The following is a 13,984-nucleotide window of genomic DNA, read 5'->3' as shown; positions in this document are numbered from 1 at the left end:
AGGAGAAATCCCCATGTTGCATATCTTCTGTCCTCACTGCGGCGAGCTGCGCTCCGAAGAGGAATTCCACGCCTCCGGCCAGGCGCATATCCCGCGCCCACTGGACCCAACTACTTGCACCGACGAGGAGTGGGGCGACTACATGTTCTTCCGCGATAACCCTCGCGGTCTGCACCACGAACTGTGGGATCACGTCGCCGGTTGCCGTCAGTACTTCAACGCCACCCGTGACACCGTGACCTACGAGATTCTCGAAACCTACAAGATCGGCGCCAAGCCGCAGTTCACCGACAAGACCGATAGCCCGAAAGCGGCCACGACGGCTCTGGGAGAGAAGGTATGAGCCAGATCAATCGCCTGTCCAACGGCGGACGGATCGACCGCAACAAAGTGCTGAGCTTCACCTTCAACGGCCAGACCTACAAAGGCTTTGAAGGCGATTCGCTGGCCGCTGCACTGCTGGCCAACGGCGTCGACATCATCGGCCGCAGCTTCAAGTACTCCCGTCCGCGCGGCATCTTTGCCGCCGGTGCTGAAGAGCCGAACGCCGTGCTGCAGATCGGCGCGACCGAAGCCACGCAGATCCCGAACGTACGCGCCACGCAACAAGCGCTGTATCAAGGTTTGGTCGCCACCAGCACCAACGGCTGGCCGAGCGTGAACAACGACATGATGGGGATTCTCGGCAAGGTCGGCGGCAAGCTGATGCCGCCGGGCTTCTACTACAAAACCTTCATGTACCCGCAATCGTTCTGGATGACTTACGAAAAGTACATTCGTAAGGCAGCCGGTCTTGGCCGCTCGCCGACCGAGAACGATCCGGACACCTACGACTACATGAATCAGCACTGCGACGTGCTGATCGTCGGCGGTGGTCCTGCTGGCCTGGCCGCTGCACTGGCAGCAGCTCGCAGCGGTGCTCGCGTCATCCTCGCCGATGAACAGGAAGAGTTCGGCGGCAGCCTGCTCGATTCCCGCGAAAGCCTCGACGGCAAGCCTGCTTCCGAATGGGTCGCCAGCGTCATCGCTGAACTCAAAGACACCCCGGACGTGCTGCTGTTGCCGCGTGCCACGGTTAACGGCTACCACGACCATAACTTCCTGACCATTCACGAGCGTCTCACCGATCACCTCGGCGACCGCGCACCGATTGGCCAGGTGCGTCAGCGCATCCACCGTGTTCGCGCCAAGCGTGTGGTGCTGGCGACCGGCGCTTGCGAGCGTCCACTGGTTTACGGCAACAACGACGTGCCGGGCAACATGCTCGCTGGCGCTGTGTCGACTTACGTGCGTCGCTACGGCGTGGCACCAGGCAAGAAGCTTGTCCTGAGCACCAACAACGATCACGCCTACCGCGTTGCTCTGGACTGGCTCGACGCCAGCCTGCAAGTCGTGGCCATCGCCGATGCCCGCAGCAATCCGCGCGGTGCGCTGGTGGAAGAAGCACGCGCCAAAGGCATCCGCATCCTGACCGGTAGCGCTGTAATCGAAACCCGTGGCAGCAAGCACGTGACCGCTGCTCGCGTTGCCGCGATCGATGTCAAAGCTCACGCGGTGACCAGTCCTGGCGAATGGCTTGATTGCGACTTGGTTGCGACTTCCGGCGGTTACAGCCCGGTGGTCCACTTGGCTTCGCACTTGGGCGGCAAGCCGACCTGGCGTGAAGACATTCTCGGTTTCGTACCGGGCGAAGCACCGCAGAAACGCGTGTGCGTCGGTGGCATCAACGGCGTCTACGGGCTCGGTGATTCCCTGGCCGATGGCTTTGAAGGCGGCGCTCGCGCAGCCAGCGAAGCCGGTTTCAGCGTGGTCGAAGGCACCTTGCCGAAAGCCCTGAGTCGTCTGGAAGAGCCTACTTTGGCGCTGTTCCAGGTGCCGCATGAAAAGAACACCGCACGTGCGCCGAAGCAATTCGTCGACCTGCAAAACGACGTCACCGCAGCCGCCATCGAACTGGCAACCCGCGAAGGCTTCGAGTCGGTCGAACACGTCAAACGCTACACCGCACTGGGCTTCGGTACTGACCAGGGCAAACTCGGCAACGTCAACGGTCTGGCCATCGCCGCCCGTTCGCTGAACGTGACCATCCCGCAGATGGGCACCACCATGTTCCGTCCGAACTACACACCGGTCACCTTCGGCGCCGTGGCCGGCCGTCACTGTGGGCACATCTTCGAGCCGGTGCGTTTCACCGCGCTGCATCACTGGCACGTGAAGAACGGCGCCGAGTTCGAAGACGTCGGTCAGTGGAAACGTCCTTGGTACTTCCCGAAAAACGGTGAAGACCTGCATACCGCCGTGAAACGCGAATGCAAAGCCGTGCGCGACAGCGTCGGCCTGCTGGACGCTTCGACCCTGGGCAAGATCGACATCCAGGGCCCGGACTCACGCGAGTTCCTCAACCGCATCTACACCAACGCCTGGACCAAGCTCGATGTGGGCAAGGCTCGCTACGGCCTGATGTGCAAAGAAGACGGCATGGTCTTCGACGACGGCGTAACCGCCTGTCTCGCCGACAACCACTTCGTGATGACCACCACCACCGGCGGCGCTGCACGCGTGCTGCAATGGCTGGAAATCTACCACCAGACCGAATGGCCAGACCTGAAGGTGTACTTCACTTCCGTGACGGATCACTGGGCAACCATGACCCTGTCCGGGCCGAACAGCCGCAAGCTGCTCAGCCAAGTTACCGACATCGACCTGACCAACGAAGCGTTCCCGTTCATGACCTGGAAAGAAGGCCTGGTCGGCGGTGTGCCGGCGCGGGTGTTCCGGATTTCGTTTACCGGTGAACTGTCGTACGAAGTCAACGTGCAAGCCGACTATGCGATGGGCGTTCTGGAAAAAATTGTTGATGCTGGCAAGCAGTACAACCTGACGCCATATGGCACTGAAACCATGCACGTTCTGCGGGCCGAAAAGGGCTTCATCATCGTCGGTCAGGACACTGACAGCTCGATGACTCCGGACGACCTGAACATGGGCTGGTGCGTCGGTCGCACTAAACCGTTCTCATGGATCGGCCAGCGTGGCATGAACCGTGAAGACTGCGTGCGTGATCAGCGCAAACAGTTGGTCGGCCTGAAGCCGATCGATCCGACCAAATGGCTGCCGGAAGGCGCGCAACTGGTGTTCAACACCAAGCAAGCGATTCCGATGACGATGGTCGGCCACGTGACGTCCAGCTACCTGCACAACTCCCTCGGCTATTCGTTTGCCATGGGTGTGGTGAAGGGCGGCTTGAAGCGCATCGGTGAGCGCGTGTTCGCACCGCTGGCGGATGGCAGCGTGATCGAGGCGGAAATCGTTTCTTCGGTGTTCTTCGATCCAAAGGGTGATCGCCAGAACATCTGACACTGATCGTTCCCACGCTCTGCGTGGGAATGCATCCCGGGACGCTCCGCGTCCCAAGAGCGGACGCAGAGCGTCCATGGCGGCATTCCCACGCAGAGCGTGGGAACGATCAACAAAAGAAAGGTGCTTTATGACCGCAGCCAATGTTTACCAACAACGCCCAACCACTGGGGCCAAGGCCGAGTCGTCGCTGCATCATGCCGACCTCGCCAGCCTGGTGGGCAAGGGCCGAAAAAGCGCCGGCGTGATCGTGCGTGAGAAAAAACTCCTCGGCCACCTGACCATTCGTGGCAATGGCCACGATGCCGCCTTCGCCGCTGGCGTGCACAAGGCCCTCGGCATCGAATTGCCGGGTGCGCTGACCGTCGTCGTCAAAGGCGAAACCAGCCTGCAATGGATGGGGCCGGATGAATGGCTGCTGATCGTGCCGACCGGTGAAGAATTCGCCGCCGAGCAAAAACTGCGCGAAGCGCTGGGTGACTTGCACATCGCGATCACCAACGTCAGCGGCGGCCAGCAGATCCTCGAGCTGAGCGGCCCGAACGTGCGCCAGGTGCTGATGAAGTCCACCAGCTACGACGTGCACCCCAACAGCTTCCCGGTGGGCAAGGCTGTGGGCACCGTGTTCGCCAAGTCGCAACTGGTCATCCGCCACACCGCCGAAGACACCTGGGAACTGCTGATTCGTCGCAGCTTCTCGGATTATTGGTGGTTGTGGTTGCAGGATGCTTCTGCCGAGTTCGGGCTTAGCGTCCAGGCTTGATGAGTAGTCGAGAACCCTGTAGCAGCTGCCGTAGGCTGCGTTCGGCGACGAAGTCGTCGTGAAACCTGCGGTAGCGTCCGATCAGGTTGACACGGGATTCAGATTTTACGACGGCTGCGCCGCCGAACGCAGCCTTCGGCAGCTGCTACAAAAGCGGCGTTGCTGCACTTTCGAACAGGAGTCACCGCACTATGAGCCGCGCCCCAGACACATGGATTCTGACCGCCGACTGCCCAAGCGTTCTCGGCACCGTGGACGCGGTGACCCGCTTTTTGTTCGAGCAGGGCTGCTACGTCACCGAGCACCATTCCTTCGATGACCGGCTCTCGGGCCGTTTCTTCATTCGTGTGGAATTCCGCCAGCCTGATGGCTTCGACGAACAAGCCTTCCGTGCAGGCCTGGAAGAGCGCGGCCAAGCCTTCGGCATGATCTTCGAACTCACTGCGCCGAACTACCGGCCAAAAGTGGTGATCATGGTGTCCAAAGCCGATCACTGCCTCAACGACTTGCTCTACCGCCAGCGCATCGGCCAGTTGTCCATGGATGTGGCCGCCGTGGTGTCCAACCACCCGGACCTCAAACCGTTGGCGGATTGGCATCAGATTCCGTACTACCACTTCCCGCTGGACCCGAACGACAAACCGTCGCAGGAGCGTCAGGTCTGGCAGGTGATTGAAGAGTCCGGCGCCGAACTGGTGATCCTTGCCCGTTACATGCAAGTCCTGTCGCCAGAGCTGTGCCGCAAACTTGACGGCAAGGCGATCAACATTCACCACTCCCTGCTGCCCGGTTTCAAGGGCGCCAAGCCTTATCACCAGGCCTACAACAAGGGCGTGAAACTGGTCGGTGCGACGGCGCATTACATCAATAACGACCTGGACGAAGGCCCGATCATCGCCCAGGGCGTAGAGGCCGTGGACCACAGTCATTATCCCGAAGACCTGATCACCAAGGGGCGGGACATCGAAGGGCTGACCCTGGCCCGGGCTGTTGGTTATCACATCGAAAGACGAGTGTTCCTCAACGCCAATCGCACCGTCGTTCTCTAGATCGCTTTCGCGGGCAAGCCTCGCTCCTACAGGATTGAGGTCGATCGCGGAAATGTAGACAACCTCAATCCTGTAGGAGCGAGGCTTGCCCGCGAAGAGGCCCTGACAAACAACGCAAAAAGACACAGGCAATAACCCGAGCAATCAACGCGCCGCCGATCCATGGCGACGCGACCGCTACATAAAAACAACAGCGAGGTGAAAGCATGTCTGGTAATCGTGGTGTCGTGTATCTCGGCAATGGCCAGGTCGAAGTACAGAAAATCGACTATCCCAAAATGCAGGACCCGCGCGGCAGGAAGATCGAACACGCTGTCATCCTGCGCGTAGTCTCTACCAACATCTGTGGTTCGGATCAGCACATGGTGCGTGGCCGTACTACTGCTCAAACCGGCCTGGTACTGGGTCACGAGATCACGGGTGAAGTGATCGAGAAGGGCCGCGACGTCGAAAACCTGCAGATCGGCGACCTGGTGTCGGTGCCGTTCAACGTCGCTTGCGGGCGCTGCCGTTCCTGCAAGGAAATGCACACTGGTGTGTGCCTGAGCGTTAACCCGGCGCGTCCCGGCGGTGCCTACGGTTATGTCGACATGGGCGACTGGACCGGTGGCCAGGCTGAATACGCCTTGGTGCCGTATGCCGATTTCAACCTGCTGAAACTCCCTGACCGTGATAAGGCCATGGAAAAAATCCGTGACCTGACCTGCCTCTCCGACATCCTGCCGACCGGTTACCACGGCGCAGTGACGGCCGGCGTTGGTCCAGGCAGCACCGTGTACATCGCCGGTGCTGGTCCGGTCGGTCTGGCAGCTGCCGCTTCCGCTCGCCTGCTGGGCGCTGCGGTGGTGGTCATCGGTGACGTCAACCCGGTCCGCCTGGCGCACGCCAAGGCTCAGGGTTTCGAAATCGCCGACCTGTCCCTGGATACTCCGCTGCACGAACAGATCGCTGCACTGCTGGGCGAGCCTGAAGTGGATTGCGCCGTCGACGCCGTAGGCTTCGAAGCGCGCGGTCACGGCCATGACGGCGTGAAACACGAGGCTCCGGCCACTGTGCTCAACTCACTGATGGGCGTGGTTCGGGTGGCCGGCAAGATCGGTATCCCTGGCCTGTACGTGACTGAAGATCCAGGTGCAGTCGATGCAGCCGCAAAAATGGGCAGCTTGAGCATCCGCTTCGGTCTGGGCTGGGCCAAATCCCACAGCTTCCACACCGGCCAGACGCCAGTGATGAAGTACAACCGCCAGCTGATGCAGGCGATCATGTGGGACCGTATCCACATTGCCGACATCGTCGGTGTGGAAGTCATCAGCCTGGATGACGCGCCACGCGGTTATGGCGAGTTTGATGCGGGCGTACCGAAGAAGTTTGTGATTGATCCGCACAAGTTGTTCAGTGCGGCGTAAGGCTTCAGGCAAAACAAAACGGCGACCTTCGGGTCGCCGTTTTTTTGTTCGGTCATTAAAGGGCTGCCAACGCCCCTTGATATAGAACCGGCCCAGTCGGTTGCCCAGTCGGCGACCCACCCTTCGGCTCAAGACTCACCGCCAATCCAATCGGTTTGCCGATCAACACCTTCTGCACATCGCTCAGCGCTACGCGGCCCTTACCGCCCGTCGGAATCACCCCAAGTGAAATCGGCTTGCCATCCGCCGGAATCGCCCACAACTCCAGACTGCGCCCCGGATCAACCGCTGCCAGCGTCAACGGCTCGACGTTCAAATAATCCTCATGCGCTTCAACCTTCAGCGCAGGCTGCGCGTCGGCAGTCAGCAGCGTGGCGCTGTAACGCGCACTGTCGCGGTTGTAGAGCAGGCCCAAGGTGACGGCGATTACCAGCGAGCAAACCGCCGCCGTCACTCGCATCCAGCTCCAGAACGGACGTTTCTCCGGCATATGCAACACTTGCGGCTCAATCCGCGCCGTAATTCCCTGCCACACCCGATCCGGCACCGGTTGCTCCGGCAGGGCTTCGGTCAGGCTCGCGAGGCTTTCCTGCCACTGCGCCAGTTCCGCGCGAAGCGCTGTGTCTGCCAGCAGCAACTGTTCAAAACGCCGACGAGCGGCAGAAGGCATCAAGCCAATAGCGTAATCGGCGGCGAGGGCGCGGCGCAGGGTCGGGGTTTGATAGTTCATGATTCAAGGCACCTGCGCAGGCGCTCCATACCGCGGCGGATCCAGGATTTCACCGAGCCCAGTGGCGCGGCCAAATGTTCGGCCAGTTCGGAACACGACAACCCCTGAAAGTAAGCCACGGTGATCGATTGACGCTGCATGCCTTCAAGGCTTTCCAGGCACCGGTTCAAGGCGCGGGCCTCACGGGCACTGCTGAGCTGTTCGTGGGCCGAAGGACTTTCATCCTCCAGCGCCTGTTCTTCAAGGTCGGTCAACGGACGGTCGCGGTGCTTGCGCAACTGATCGATGGCCTGATGACGGGTGATGTTGATCATCCAGGTCAGCGGTGCCGACAGATGCGCCTCATAGCGCGAAGCATTGTTCCAGATGCGCACGAAGCTTTCCTGCAGCACTTCTTCAGCCAGGTCCGGCCGCCCCATGAACCGCAGCGCTACGCCATGCAGCCGAGGGCCGACGCTGCGGTAAAGCGTCTCGAAAGCGCGGCGGTCGCCCAGTGAACACTGGGCCAGAAGCTGCCTGAGTTGGTCGGCGTCGACGGTGGGAATAGCAGTTCTCCAGGCAATCGAGGTGGGCTGCGTGAGGTGCCGGTTGCAGGCAGAGGTTAGTTCACGGTGCGCGGTTGTTCCATTCACGGGTGGCCACCTCGCAAAACCGCCGACCCCGATGGACAGGGTCGGCGGCAGCCCTCAGCTTTTCGGCATCAACACTTTGTCGATGACCTGAATCACGCCGTTGGACTGGTACACGTCATAGGTGGTGATGTCGGCGACGTCACCTTTTTCATCCTTGATCGTGATGTTGTGCGGGCCGTTCATCATCGCCCAAAGCTTGCCGCCCGCGACGGTGGTCAGTTCGGCTTTGCCGCCACCGGCCTTGATCTTCTCGGCCAGGGTCATCATGTCGAGTTTCCCGGCGACGACGTGGTAGGTGAGGACGTGAGTCAGGGTCGCCTTGTTGGCGGGTTTGAGCAGGGTGTCGACAGTGCCGGCTGGCAGGGCGGCGAAGGCTGAGTTAACCGGGGCGAACACGGTGAACGGGCCTTTGCCCTTGAGGGTTTCCACCAGGCCAGCGGCTTTCACGGCGGCGACCAGGGTGGTGTGGTCGGCGGAGTTCACCGCGTTATCGATGATGTCTTTGCTCGGCAGCATGCTCTGGCCGCCGACGATGACAGCATGGTTCGTGTCTGCCGCTTGCACGGTGTTCAGGGCGGCCCCGCCGCCCAAGGCCAGGGTCAGCAGGCTGGCAATCAATGGCGTTTTGATCGAAGTGCGTTTCATGGTGATGATCCTCGTGCAGGGAATCGGTCAGGAATGTCTGTCCGTGCTTGATATACGCGGGCGGGGCCAGAGTGGATGCAGCGCCGGTAAATTCTTTTTTGACTGTTCGTCTGGGGCTCGCCAAGGCTGGGAACAATCCCCTGGGGTGCCAGTCAAACACACAGTTTTTCGCCGCCCATTGCCGGGTGGTTTTCATGGCACTTGAGGATGTCTGGATGAAGATTTCACGCAGTTTTGTACTGGCTTCGCTGATGTGTCTGGCGGCCAGCCCGGTCTTTGCTCAGTTCAGCCTGTTCGATGCGGCCAATGCCATCTCCGGCACGCAGGGCGATGACGCCACCGCAGCCGCGCCGACCTCGCAGACGGCCGGTCTGCTGAGTGCGCTCAGCCAATTGAACGTGACGCCACAACAAGCCATTGGCGGTGCCGGGGCGATGCTCGGTCTGGCGAAGAATCAATTGAGTTCGACCGACTACTCGGAGTTGTCCAAAAGCGTGCCCGGAATCGACTTACTGTCGGGTGGCGGTGAACTGGGCGTCCTCAGCGGCTTGCTTGGCTCGTCCGGTACAGCGGCAGGTCTGAACAACGTCTTGGGCAACGTGAACAACACCAACGACCTGAACAGTGCCTTCAGCGCATTGGGCATGGACACTGGCATGATCGGCCTGTTTGCCCCTGTGCTTCTGCAATTTTTCGGTCAGCAGGGTGTCGGCGGTTCGCTGCTGGCAAACCTGGGCGGGATCTGGGGCGCAGGCACCGGTAGTTGACGACGAATGTTTCACCTTGGGATCGTTAACCTTGTGGGAACGATCAACTCAACAACGGTCTAAAATCCCGTTGTTCACTTCTCAAGGAAGCCCAATACGTGAAATCCCTCCTTGCACTGCTTTCCCTCGTGGCCCTGCCGGTCCTGGCCGCTGAGCCGACCCTGTACGGGCGCTACGAATACATCGCACTGCCGGAAATCGGCGGCGAAGTCCTCAAGGCCAAAATGGACACCGGTGCCCTGACGGCGTCGCTGTCGGCCAAAGACATCGAAACCTTCACCCGCGATGGCGACGAGTGGGTGCGCTTCCGCCTCGGCACCAAAGACGCGAGCAACAAGGTCTACGAACACAAAGTCGCGCGGATCAGCAAGATCAAGACCCGCTCCGAAGAAGACGAGGATGAGAAGGACGACAGCGCACCCACCAAACGTCCGGTAGTCGATCTGGAATTGTGCCTGGGCAACGTTAAACGCACGGTGGAGGTCAATCTCACCGACCGCAGCAGCTTTAACTACCCTTTGTTGATCGGTGCCAAAGCCTTGCGTGAATTCGGCGCGGCGGTGAACCCGGCGCGGCGCTTTACGGCGGACAAACCCGACTGCTGATTTCAAGGGCGCTCATTGACGTGACGTGAGCCTTGGGGCACCGTTCGCCCACTTAACTGCCGGGCTCGGACGCCATGCCTCATATCCTGATTGTCGAAGACGAAGTGGCAATTGCTGACACCCTGACGTTCGCGTTGCAGGGCGAGGGCTTCACCACCACCTGGTTGAGCCTTGGCGCGGCGGCGCTTGCGCATCAGCGCCAGACCCCGGCCGACCTGATCATTCTCGACATTGGTCTGCCGGATATCAGCGGCTTCGAGACCTGCAAGCAATTGCGGCGTTTCAGCGAAGTGCCGGTGATTTTCCTCAGCGCCCGTGATGCTGAAATCGATCGCGTCGTGGGCCTGGAAATCGGTGCCGACGATTATGTGGTCAAGCCGTTCAGCCCGCGGGAAGTGGCGGCGCGGGCTCGGGCGATTCTCAAACGCACGGCGCCGCGAGCGGCGGCCGAGGTGTCATCGGCACTGTTTCGCATCGACAGCGAGCGGGTGCAGATCAACTATCGCGGTCAGCCACTAACCCTGACGCGCCATGAGTTCCGCCTGCTGCACTGCCTGCTGGACCAACCCGAACGCGTCTTCAGCCGCGAGCAATTGCTCGACGCGCTGGGGGTCGCCGCTGATGCCGGTTACGAACGCAGTATCGACAGCCACATCAAAAGCGTGCGCGCCAAACTGCGCCGGGTAAAGGCCGACGCGGAACCCATCCAGACCCATCGCGGCCTCGGTTACAGCTACAGCCCGGGGCGTAGCTGATGCCGCTGGGGATCCGGATTTTTCTGGTCTACGTGCTGTTTATCGGCCTGACCGGCTACTTTGTGCTGAACACCGTGATGGAAGAAATCCGTCCCGGCGTGCGCCAGTCCACCGAAGAAACGCTGGTCGACACCGCTAACCTGATGGCCGAAATCCTGCGCGACGACTTCAAGGCCGGTACCCTGAATCAGAACCGCTGGCCCGAACTGCTCAAGGCCTATGGCGAACGGCAACCGAAGGCGAGCATCTGGGGATTGCCGAAGAACCAGGTCAACCACCGCATCTACGTCACCGATGCCAAGGGCATTGTCGTTCTGGATTCCAGTGGCGTCGCGGTGGGCCAGGACTACTCGCGCTGGAACGACGTTTTACTGACCCTGCGTGGCGAATATGGCGCGCGTTCCAGCCGCAGCGATCCGAGCGATCCGAACGCCTCGGTGATGCACGTCGGTGCCCCGATTCGCGACAACGGCCAGATCATCGGCGTGGTCACCGTCGCCAAACCCAACAGCTCGTTGCAGCCTTACGTTGATCGCACTGAACGGCGATTACTCGCCTGGGGGGCCGGGCTGATCGGCCTTGGTCTGCTGTTCGGCGCGTTGTTGTCCTGGTGGTTGAGCGCTGCTTTACGGCGGTTGACGGTGTACGCCCAAGCGGTGAGTGAGGGCCGCAGGGTCGAGGTTCCGCACTATCGTGGCGGCGAACTGGAACAACTGGCGACGGCGGTTGAGCAGATGCGTACGCAACTCGAAGGCAAAGCCTACGTCGAGCGTTACGTACATACATTGACCCACGAACTGAAAAGCCCGCTGGCGGCGATTCGCGGCGCGGCGGAGTTGCTGCAAGGCGAGATACCGCTGGCCCAGCGGCAGCGCTTTGTCAGCAATATCGACAGCGAAAGTGTGCGGATGCAGCAGTTGATCGAGCGGCTGTTGAACCTGGCTCAAGTTGAACAGCGCCAAGGATTGGAGGAGCGGGTGGCGGTGCCGCTGGCGAAGTTGGTAGATGAATGGCTGAGCGCTCAGGCGGCGCGCATCGAAGGCAAGCAGTTGCGCGTGGAACAACGGATTGCGGCGGATTTGAACCTGCTCGGCGAACCGTTTCTGTTGCGTCAGGCGCTGGGGAATCTGCTGGAAAATGCTTTGGATTTCACTCCGACTCATGGCTTGCTGCGATTCAGTGCCGAGCGCATTGGGGAACAGATCGAGTTCAGACTGTTTAACCAGGCGGAAGCGATTCCCGACTATGCGCTGCCGAGGTTGAGTGAGCGGTTTTACTCATTGCCGCGACCGGACAGCGGGCGCAAGAGCACGGGGTTGGGGCTTAACTTTGTTGAGGAAGTGGTGAAGCTGCATGGTGGCGTGATGAGCATCGGTAACGTCGATGGTGGTGTAGAGGTCATGTTGCACCTGCCTTAGCGCCAGTCTCCACACACTCTCCACAGTTCTCCCATAAATTCCCCACACGCCCATCCCAGACTCTCCCCATCCAAACAGGGAGAGTCCCATGAACCGCAGCCTGACCCTAAAACTCGGGGCAATTGCCCTTCTGATTCTGTTGTTGCTGATCCCGCTCCTGATGATCAACGGCATCATCCAGGACCGTCAGCAACTGCGCGACGGTGTCCTCGAAGACATCGCCCGCAGTTCCAGCTACAGCCAGCAACTGAGCGGGCCGTTGATGGTGGTGCCGTATCGCAAAGTGGTGCGCACCTGGAAGCTCAACGAGAAAACCAACCAGCGTTACCAGGAAGTGGGTGAAGAACGCGGCCGTTTGTATTTCCTCCCGGAGCGCTTCGAACTCGACGGCAAGGTCCAGACCGAACTGCGTGCTAGAGGCATTTATGAGGCGCGTCTGTTTCATGCGGACAACCGCATCAGTGGGCATTTTTCGGTACCTGCTCAATTGGGTATCAAGGACGACTTCGTCGATTACCAGTTCGATCAGCCGTTTTTGGCGGTTGGGATCAGCGACATTCGCGGCATCGAAAACGCCCTGAAACTCGAGCTCAATGGCCAGAAACTCGACTTCGTCCCCGGTAGCCAGGTGGGCTGGTTGGGGGAGGGCGTGCATGTCACCCTGCCGGCGCTCAACGCGAAACAAACCACGGAACTGGCCTTCGGTTTCGACCTGCGTCTGCAAGGCACTGGTCAGTTACAGATCCTGCCGGTGGGCAAGACCAGCAAGGTTTCGCTGGCCGCCAATTGGCCGCATCCGAGCTTCATCGGCAATTACCTGCCGGCCCAACGTGAAGTCAGCGATCAGGGCTTCACTGCCCATTGGCAGACCTCGTTTTTCTCGACCAACCTTCAAGAGGCCTTGAGCCGCTGCGTGTCCGGCGGCGGTTGCGAAGCCTACACCGGCCGTAGTTTCGGGGTGAGCTTCATCGACCCGGTGGATCAGTACCTGAAAAGCGATCGGGCCATCAAATACGCGTTGCTGTTTATCGTCCTGACCTTCGCTGGTTTCTTCCTCTTCGAAGTGCTGAAAAGCCTCGCGGTACACCCAGTGCAATACGCTCTGGTGGGCGTGGCCTTGGCGTTTTTCTATCTGCTGTTGCTGTCGCTGTCCGAACACATCGGCTTTACCCTGGCGTACCTGTTGTCGGCAAGCGGCTGTGTGTTGTTGATCGGCTTTTATGTCTGCCATGTGTTGCGCAGCGTACGTCACGGCTTGAGTTTTTCGGCGGGATTGGCGGCGTTGTACGGCTTGCTCTACGGCTTGCTGAGTGCAGAGGATTACGCGTTGTTGATGGGGTCGCTGCTGTTGTTCGGTTTGCTGGGCGTGTTCATGGTGCTGACCCGCAAGCTGGACTGGTATGGGATTGGGCAGAAGTCGGCCCAGCCGCTGGCGTTTGATATTGGAGCGGTGGAATGAGCCGGTCGTTGGGGTTGCGCGAGGATCAGCGAGAGGGCGAATTACTGGCGATGCGGATAGCTAATTTGTTTTCTCCGGATTGGGGCGATCCCTTCGCGGGCAAGCCTCGCTCCTACAGATCACCTAGACCTGTAGATACTCTGTTCACGGTCAAGCTTTCGCGAGATGTTTTTCGCTAAAAAGCTTGGCCGTATCAAATTCTTCGCCGGAGCGCATGCAAGCCCATAAACCCGTCAGGTACTTGCGCATCACCGCTCCAATGGCCTGCATTTTCTTCTTGCCGCGAGCTACCAGCGCCTCGTAGAAAGCCTTCACATTCTCGTCACAGCGGATCGCCGTCATGGCCGGCATGAACATCGCTGCGCGTAAGTAGGCGTTGCCACATTTCGACATTCGGC

14 protein-coding genes are annotated in these 13,984 nt (G+C 60.2%); 10 read left to right on the top strand and 4 right to left on the bottom strand.

Features of this window, described 5'->3' with window-relative positions; translation table 11 throughout:
* The first annotated feature begins 13 nt into the window (after positions 1-13).
* The 5 genes from QK293_RS20875 to fdhA all read left to right on the top strand — a co-directional run bounded on the left by QK293_RS20875 (position 14) and on the right by fdhA (position 6,575).
* Complete coding sequence (locus QK293_RS20875; RefSeq protein WP_131060659.1) at positions 14-343, top strand: sarcosine oxidase subunit delta; 330 nt, start codon at positions 14-16, stop codon at positions 341-343.
* Complete coding sequence (locus QK293_RS20870) at positions 340-3,357, top strand: sarcosine oxidase subunit alpha (RefSeq protein ID WP_282380530.1); 3,018 nt, start codon at positions 340-342, stop codon at positions 3,355-3,357. The genes QK293_RS20875 and QK293_RS20870 overlap by 4 nt, the downstream gene beginning before the upstream one ends.
* A gap of 130 nt (positions 3,358-3,487) precedes the next feature.
* A complete protein-coding gene (gene soxG / locus QK293_RS20865; protein WP_282380528.1) occupies positions 3,488-4,120 on the top strand; it encodes a sarcosine oxidase subunit gamma family protein in 633 nt (210 codons plus the stop codon).
* A gap of 191 nt (positions 4,121-4,311) precedes the next feature.
* Positions 4,312-5,169 (top strand): formyltetrahydrofolate deformylase, encoded by an 858-nt coding sequence (purU, locus tag QK293_RS20860; protein ID WP_282380526.1) that lies wholly within the window; start codon positions 4,312-4,314, stop codon positions 5,167-5,169.
* A gap of 206 nt (positions 5,170-5,375) precedes the next feature.
* Positions 5,376-6,575 (top strand): formaldehyde dehydrogenase, glutathione-independent, encoded by a 1,200-nt coding sequence (gene fdhA, locus QK293_RS20855; RefSeq protein ID WP_282380524.1) that lies wholly within the window; start codon positions 5,376-5,378, stop codon positions 6,573-6,575.
* Positions 6,576-6,630: 55 nt separating this feature from the next.
* Here the strand turns inward: fdhA and QK293_RS20850 are convergent, their stop codons facing one another.
* Genes QK293_RS20850 through QK293_RS20840 form a run of 3 tightly spaced genes read right to left on the bottom strand, consistent with a single transcriptional unit; the run spans position 6,631 to position 8,582 of the window.
* Positions 6,631-7,305, bottom strand: a complete 675-nt coding sequence (locus QK293_RS20850) for an anti-sigma factor (protein ID WP_282380522.1) — start codon at positions 7,303-7,305, stop codon at positions 6,631-6,633.
* Entirely contained in the window at positions 7,302-7,937 is a 636-nt protein-coding gene (locus QK293_RS20845; protein ID WP_282380520.1) for a sigma-70 family RNA polymerase sigma factor, read from the bottom strand. The genes QK293_RS20850 and QK293_RS20845 overlap by 4 nt, the downstream gene beginning before the upstream one ends.
* 54 nt (positions 7,938-7,991) lie before the next feature.
* Positions 7,992-8,582 (bottom strand): fasciclin domain-containing protein, encoded by a 591-nt coding sequence (locus QK293_RS20840; protein WP_282380518.1) that lies wholly within the window; start codon positions 8,580-8,582, stop codon positions 7,992-7,994.
* A 215-nt stretch (positions 8,583-8,797) separates the two neighbouring features.
* Here QK293_RS20840 and QK293_RS20835 point away from each other — a divergent pair, with 215 nt between their 5' ends.
* The 5 genes from QK293_RS20835 to creD all read left to right on the top strand — a co-directional run bounded on the left by QK293_RS20835 (position 8,798) and on the right by creD (position 13,586).
* Positions 8,798-9,349: a DUF2780 domain-containing protein gene (locus tag QK293_RS20835; protein ID WP_282380517.1), complete on the top strand. Its 552-nt coding sequence runs from the start codon at positions 8,798-8,800 to the stop codon at positions 9,347-9,349.
* A 98-nt stretch (positions 9,350-9,447) separates the two neighbouring features.
* Complete coding sequence (locus QK293_RS20830) at positions 9,448-9,954, top strand: ATP-dependent zinc protease (protein WP_282380515.1); 507 nt, start codon at positions 9,448-9,450, stop codon at positions 9,952-9,954.
* A 74-nt stretch (positions 9,955-10,028) separates the two neighbouring features.
* Positions 10,029-10,709 (top strand): two-component system response regulator CreB, encoded by a 681-nt coding sequence (creB, locus tag QK293_RS20825; protein WP_282380513.1) that lies wholly within the window; start codon positions 10,029-10,031, stop codon positions 10,707-10,709.
* Entirely contained in the window at positions 10,709-12,127 is a 1,419-nt protein-coding gene (gene creC / locus QK293_RS20820; RefSeq protein ID WP_282380511.1) for a two-component system sensor histidine kinase CreC, read from the top strand. The genes creB and creC overlap by 1 nt, the downstream gene beginning before the upstream one ends.
* 88 nt (positions 12,128-12,215) lie before the next feature.
* Positions 12,216-13,586 (top strand): cell envelope integrity protein CreD, encoded by a 1,371-nt coding sequence (gene creD, locus QK293_RS20815; protein WP_282380509.1) that lies wholly within the window; start codon positions 12,216-12,218, stop codon positions 13,584-13,586.
* Between the two features lie 150 nt (positions 13,587-13,736).
* Here creD and QK293_RS20810 read toward each other — a convergent pair.
* On the bottom strand, positions 13,737-13,984 hold a 248-nt coding region (locus tag QK293_RS20810; RefSeq protein ID WP_282380507.1), incomplete at its 5' end, for a transposase.

The organism is Pseudomonas sp. AL03, assembly GCF_029960815.1.
Taxonomy (GTDB): domain Bacteria; phylum Pseudomonadota; class Gammaproteobacteria; order Pseudomonadales; family Pseudomonadaceae; genus Aquipseudomonas.
This window is presented reverse-complemented; position numbering and strand designations above follow the sequence as displayed.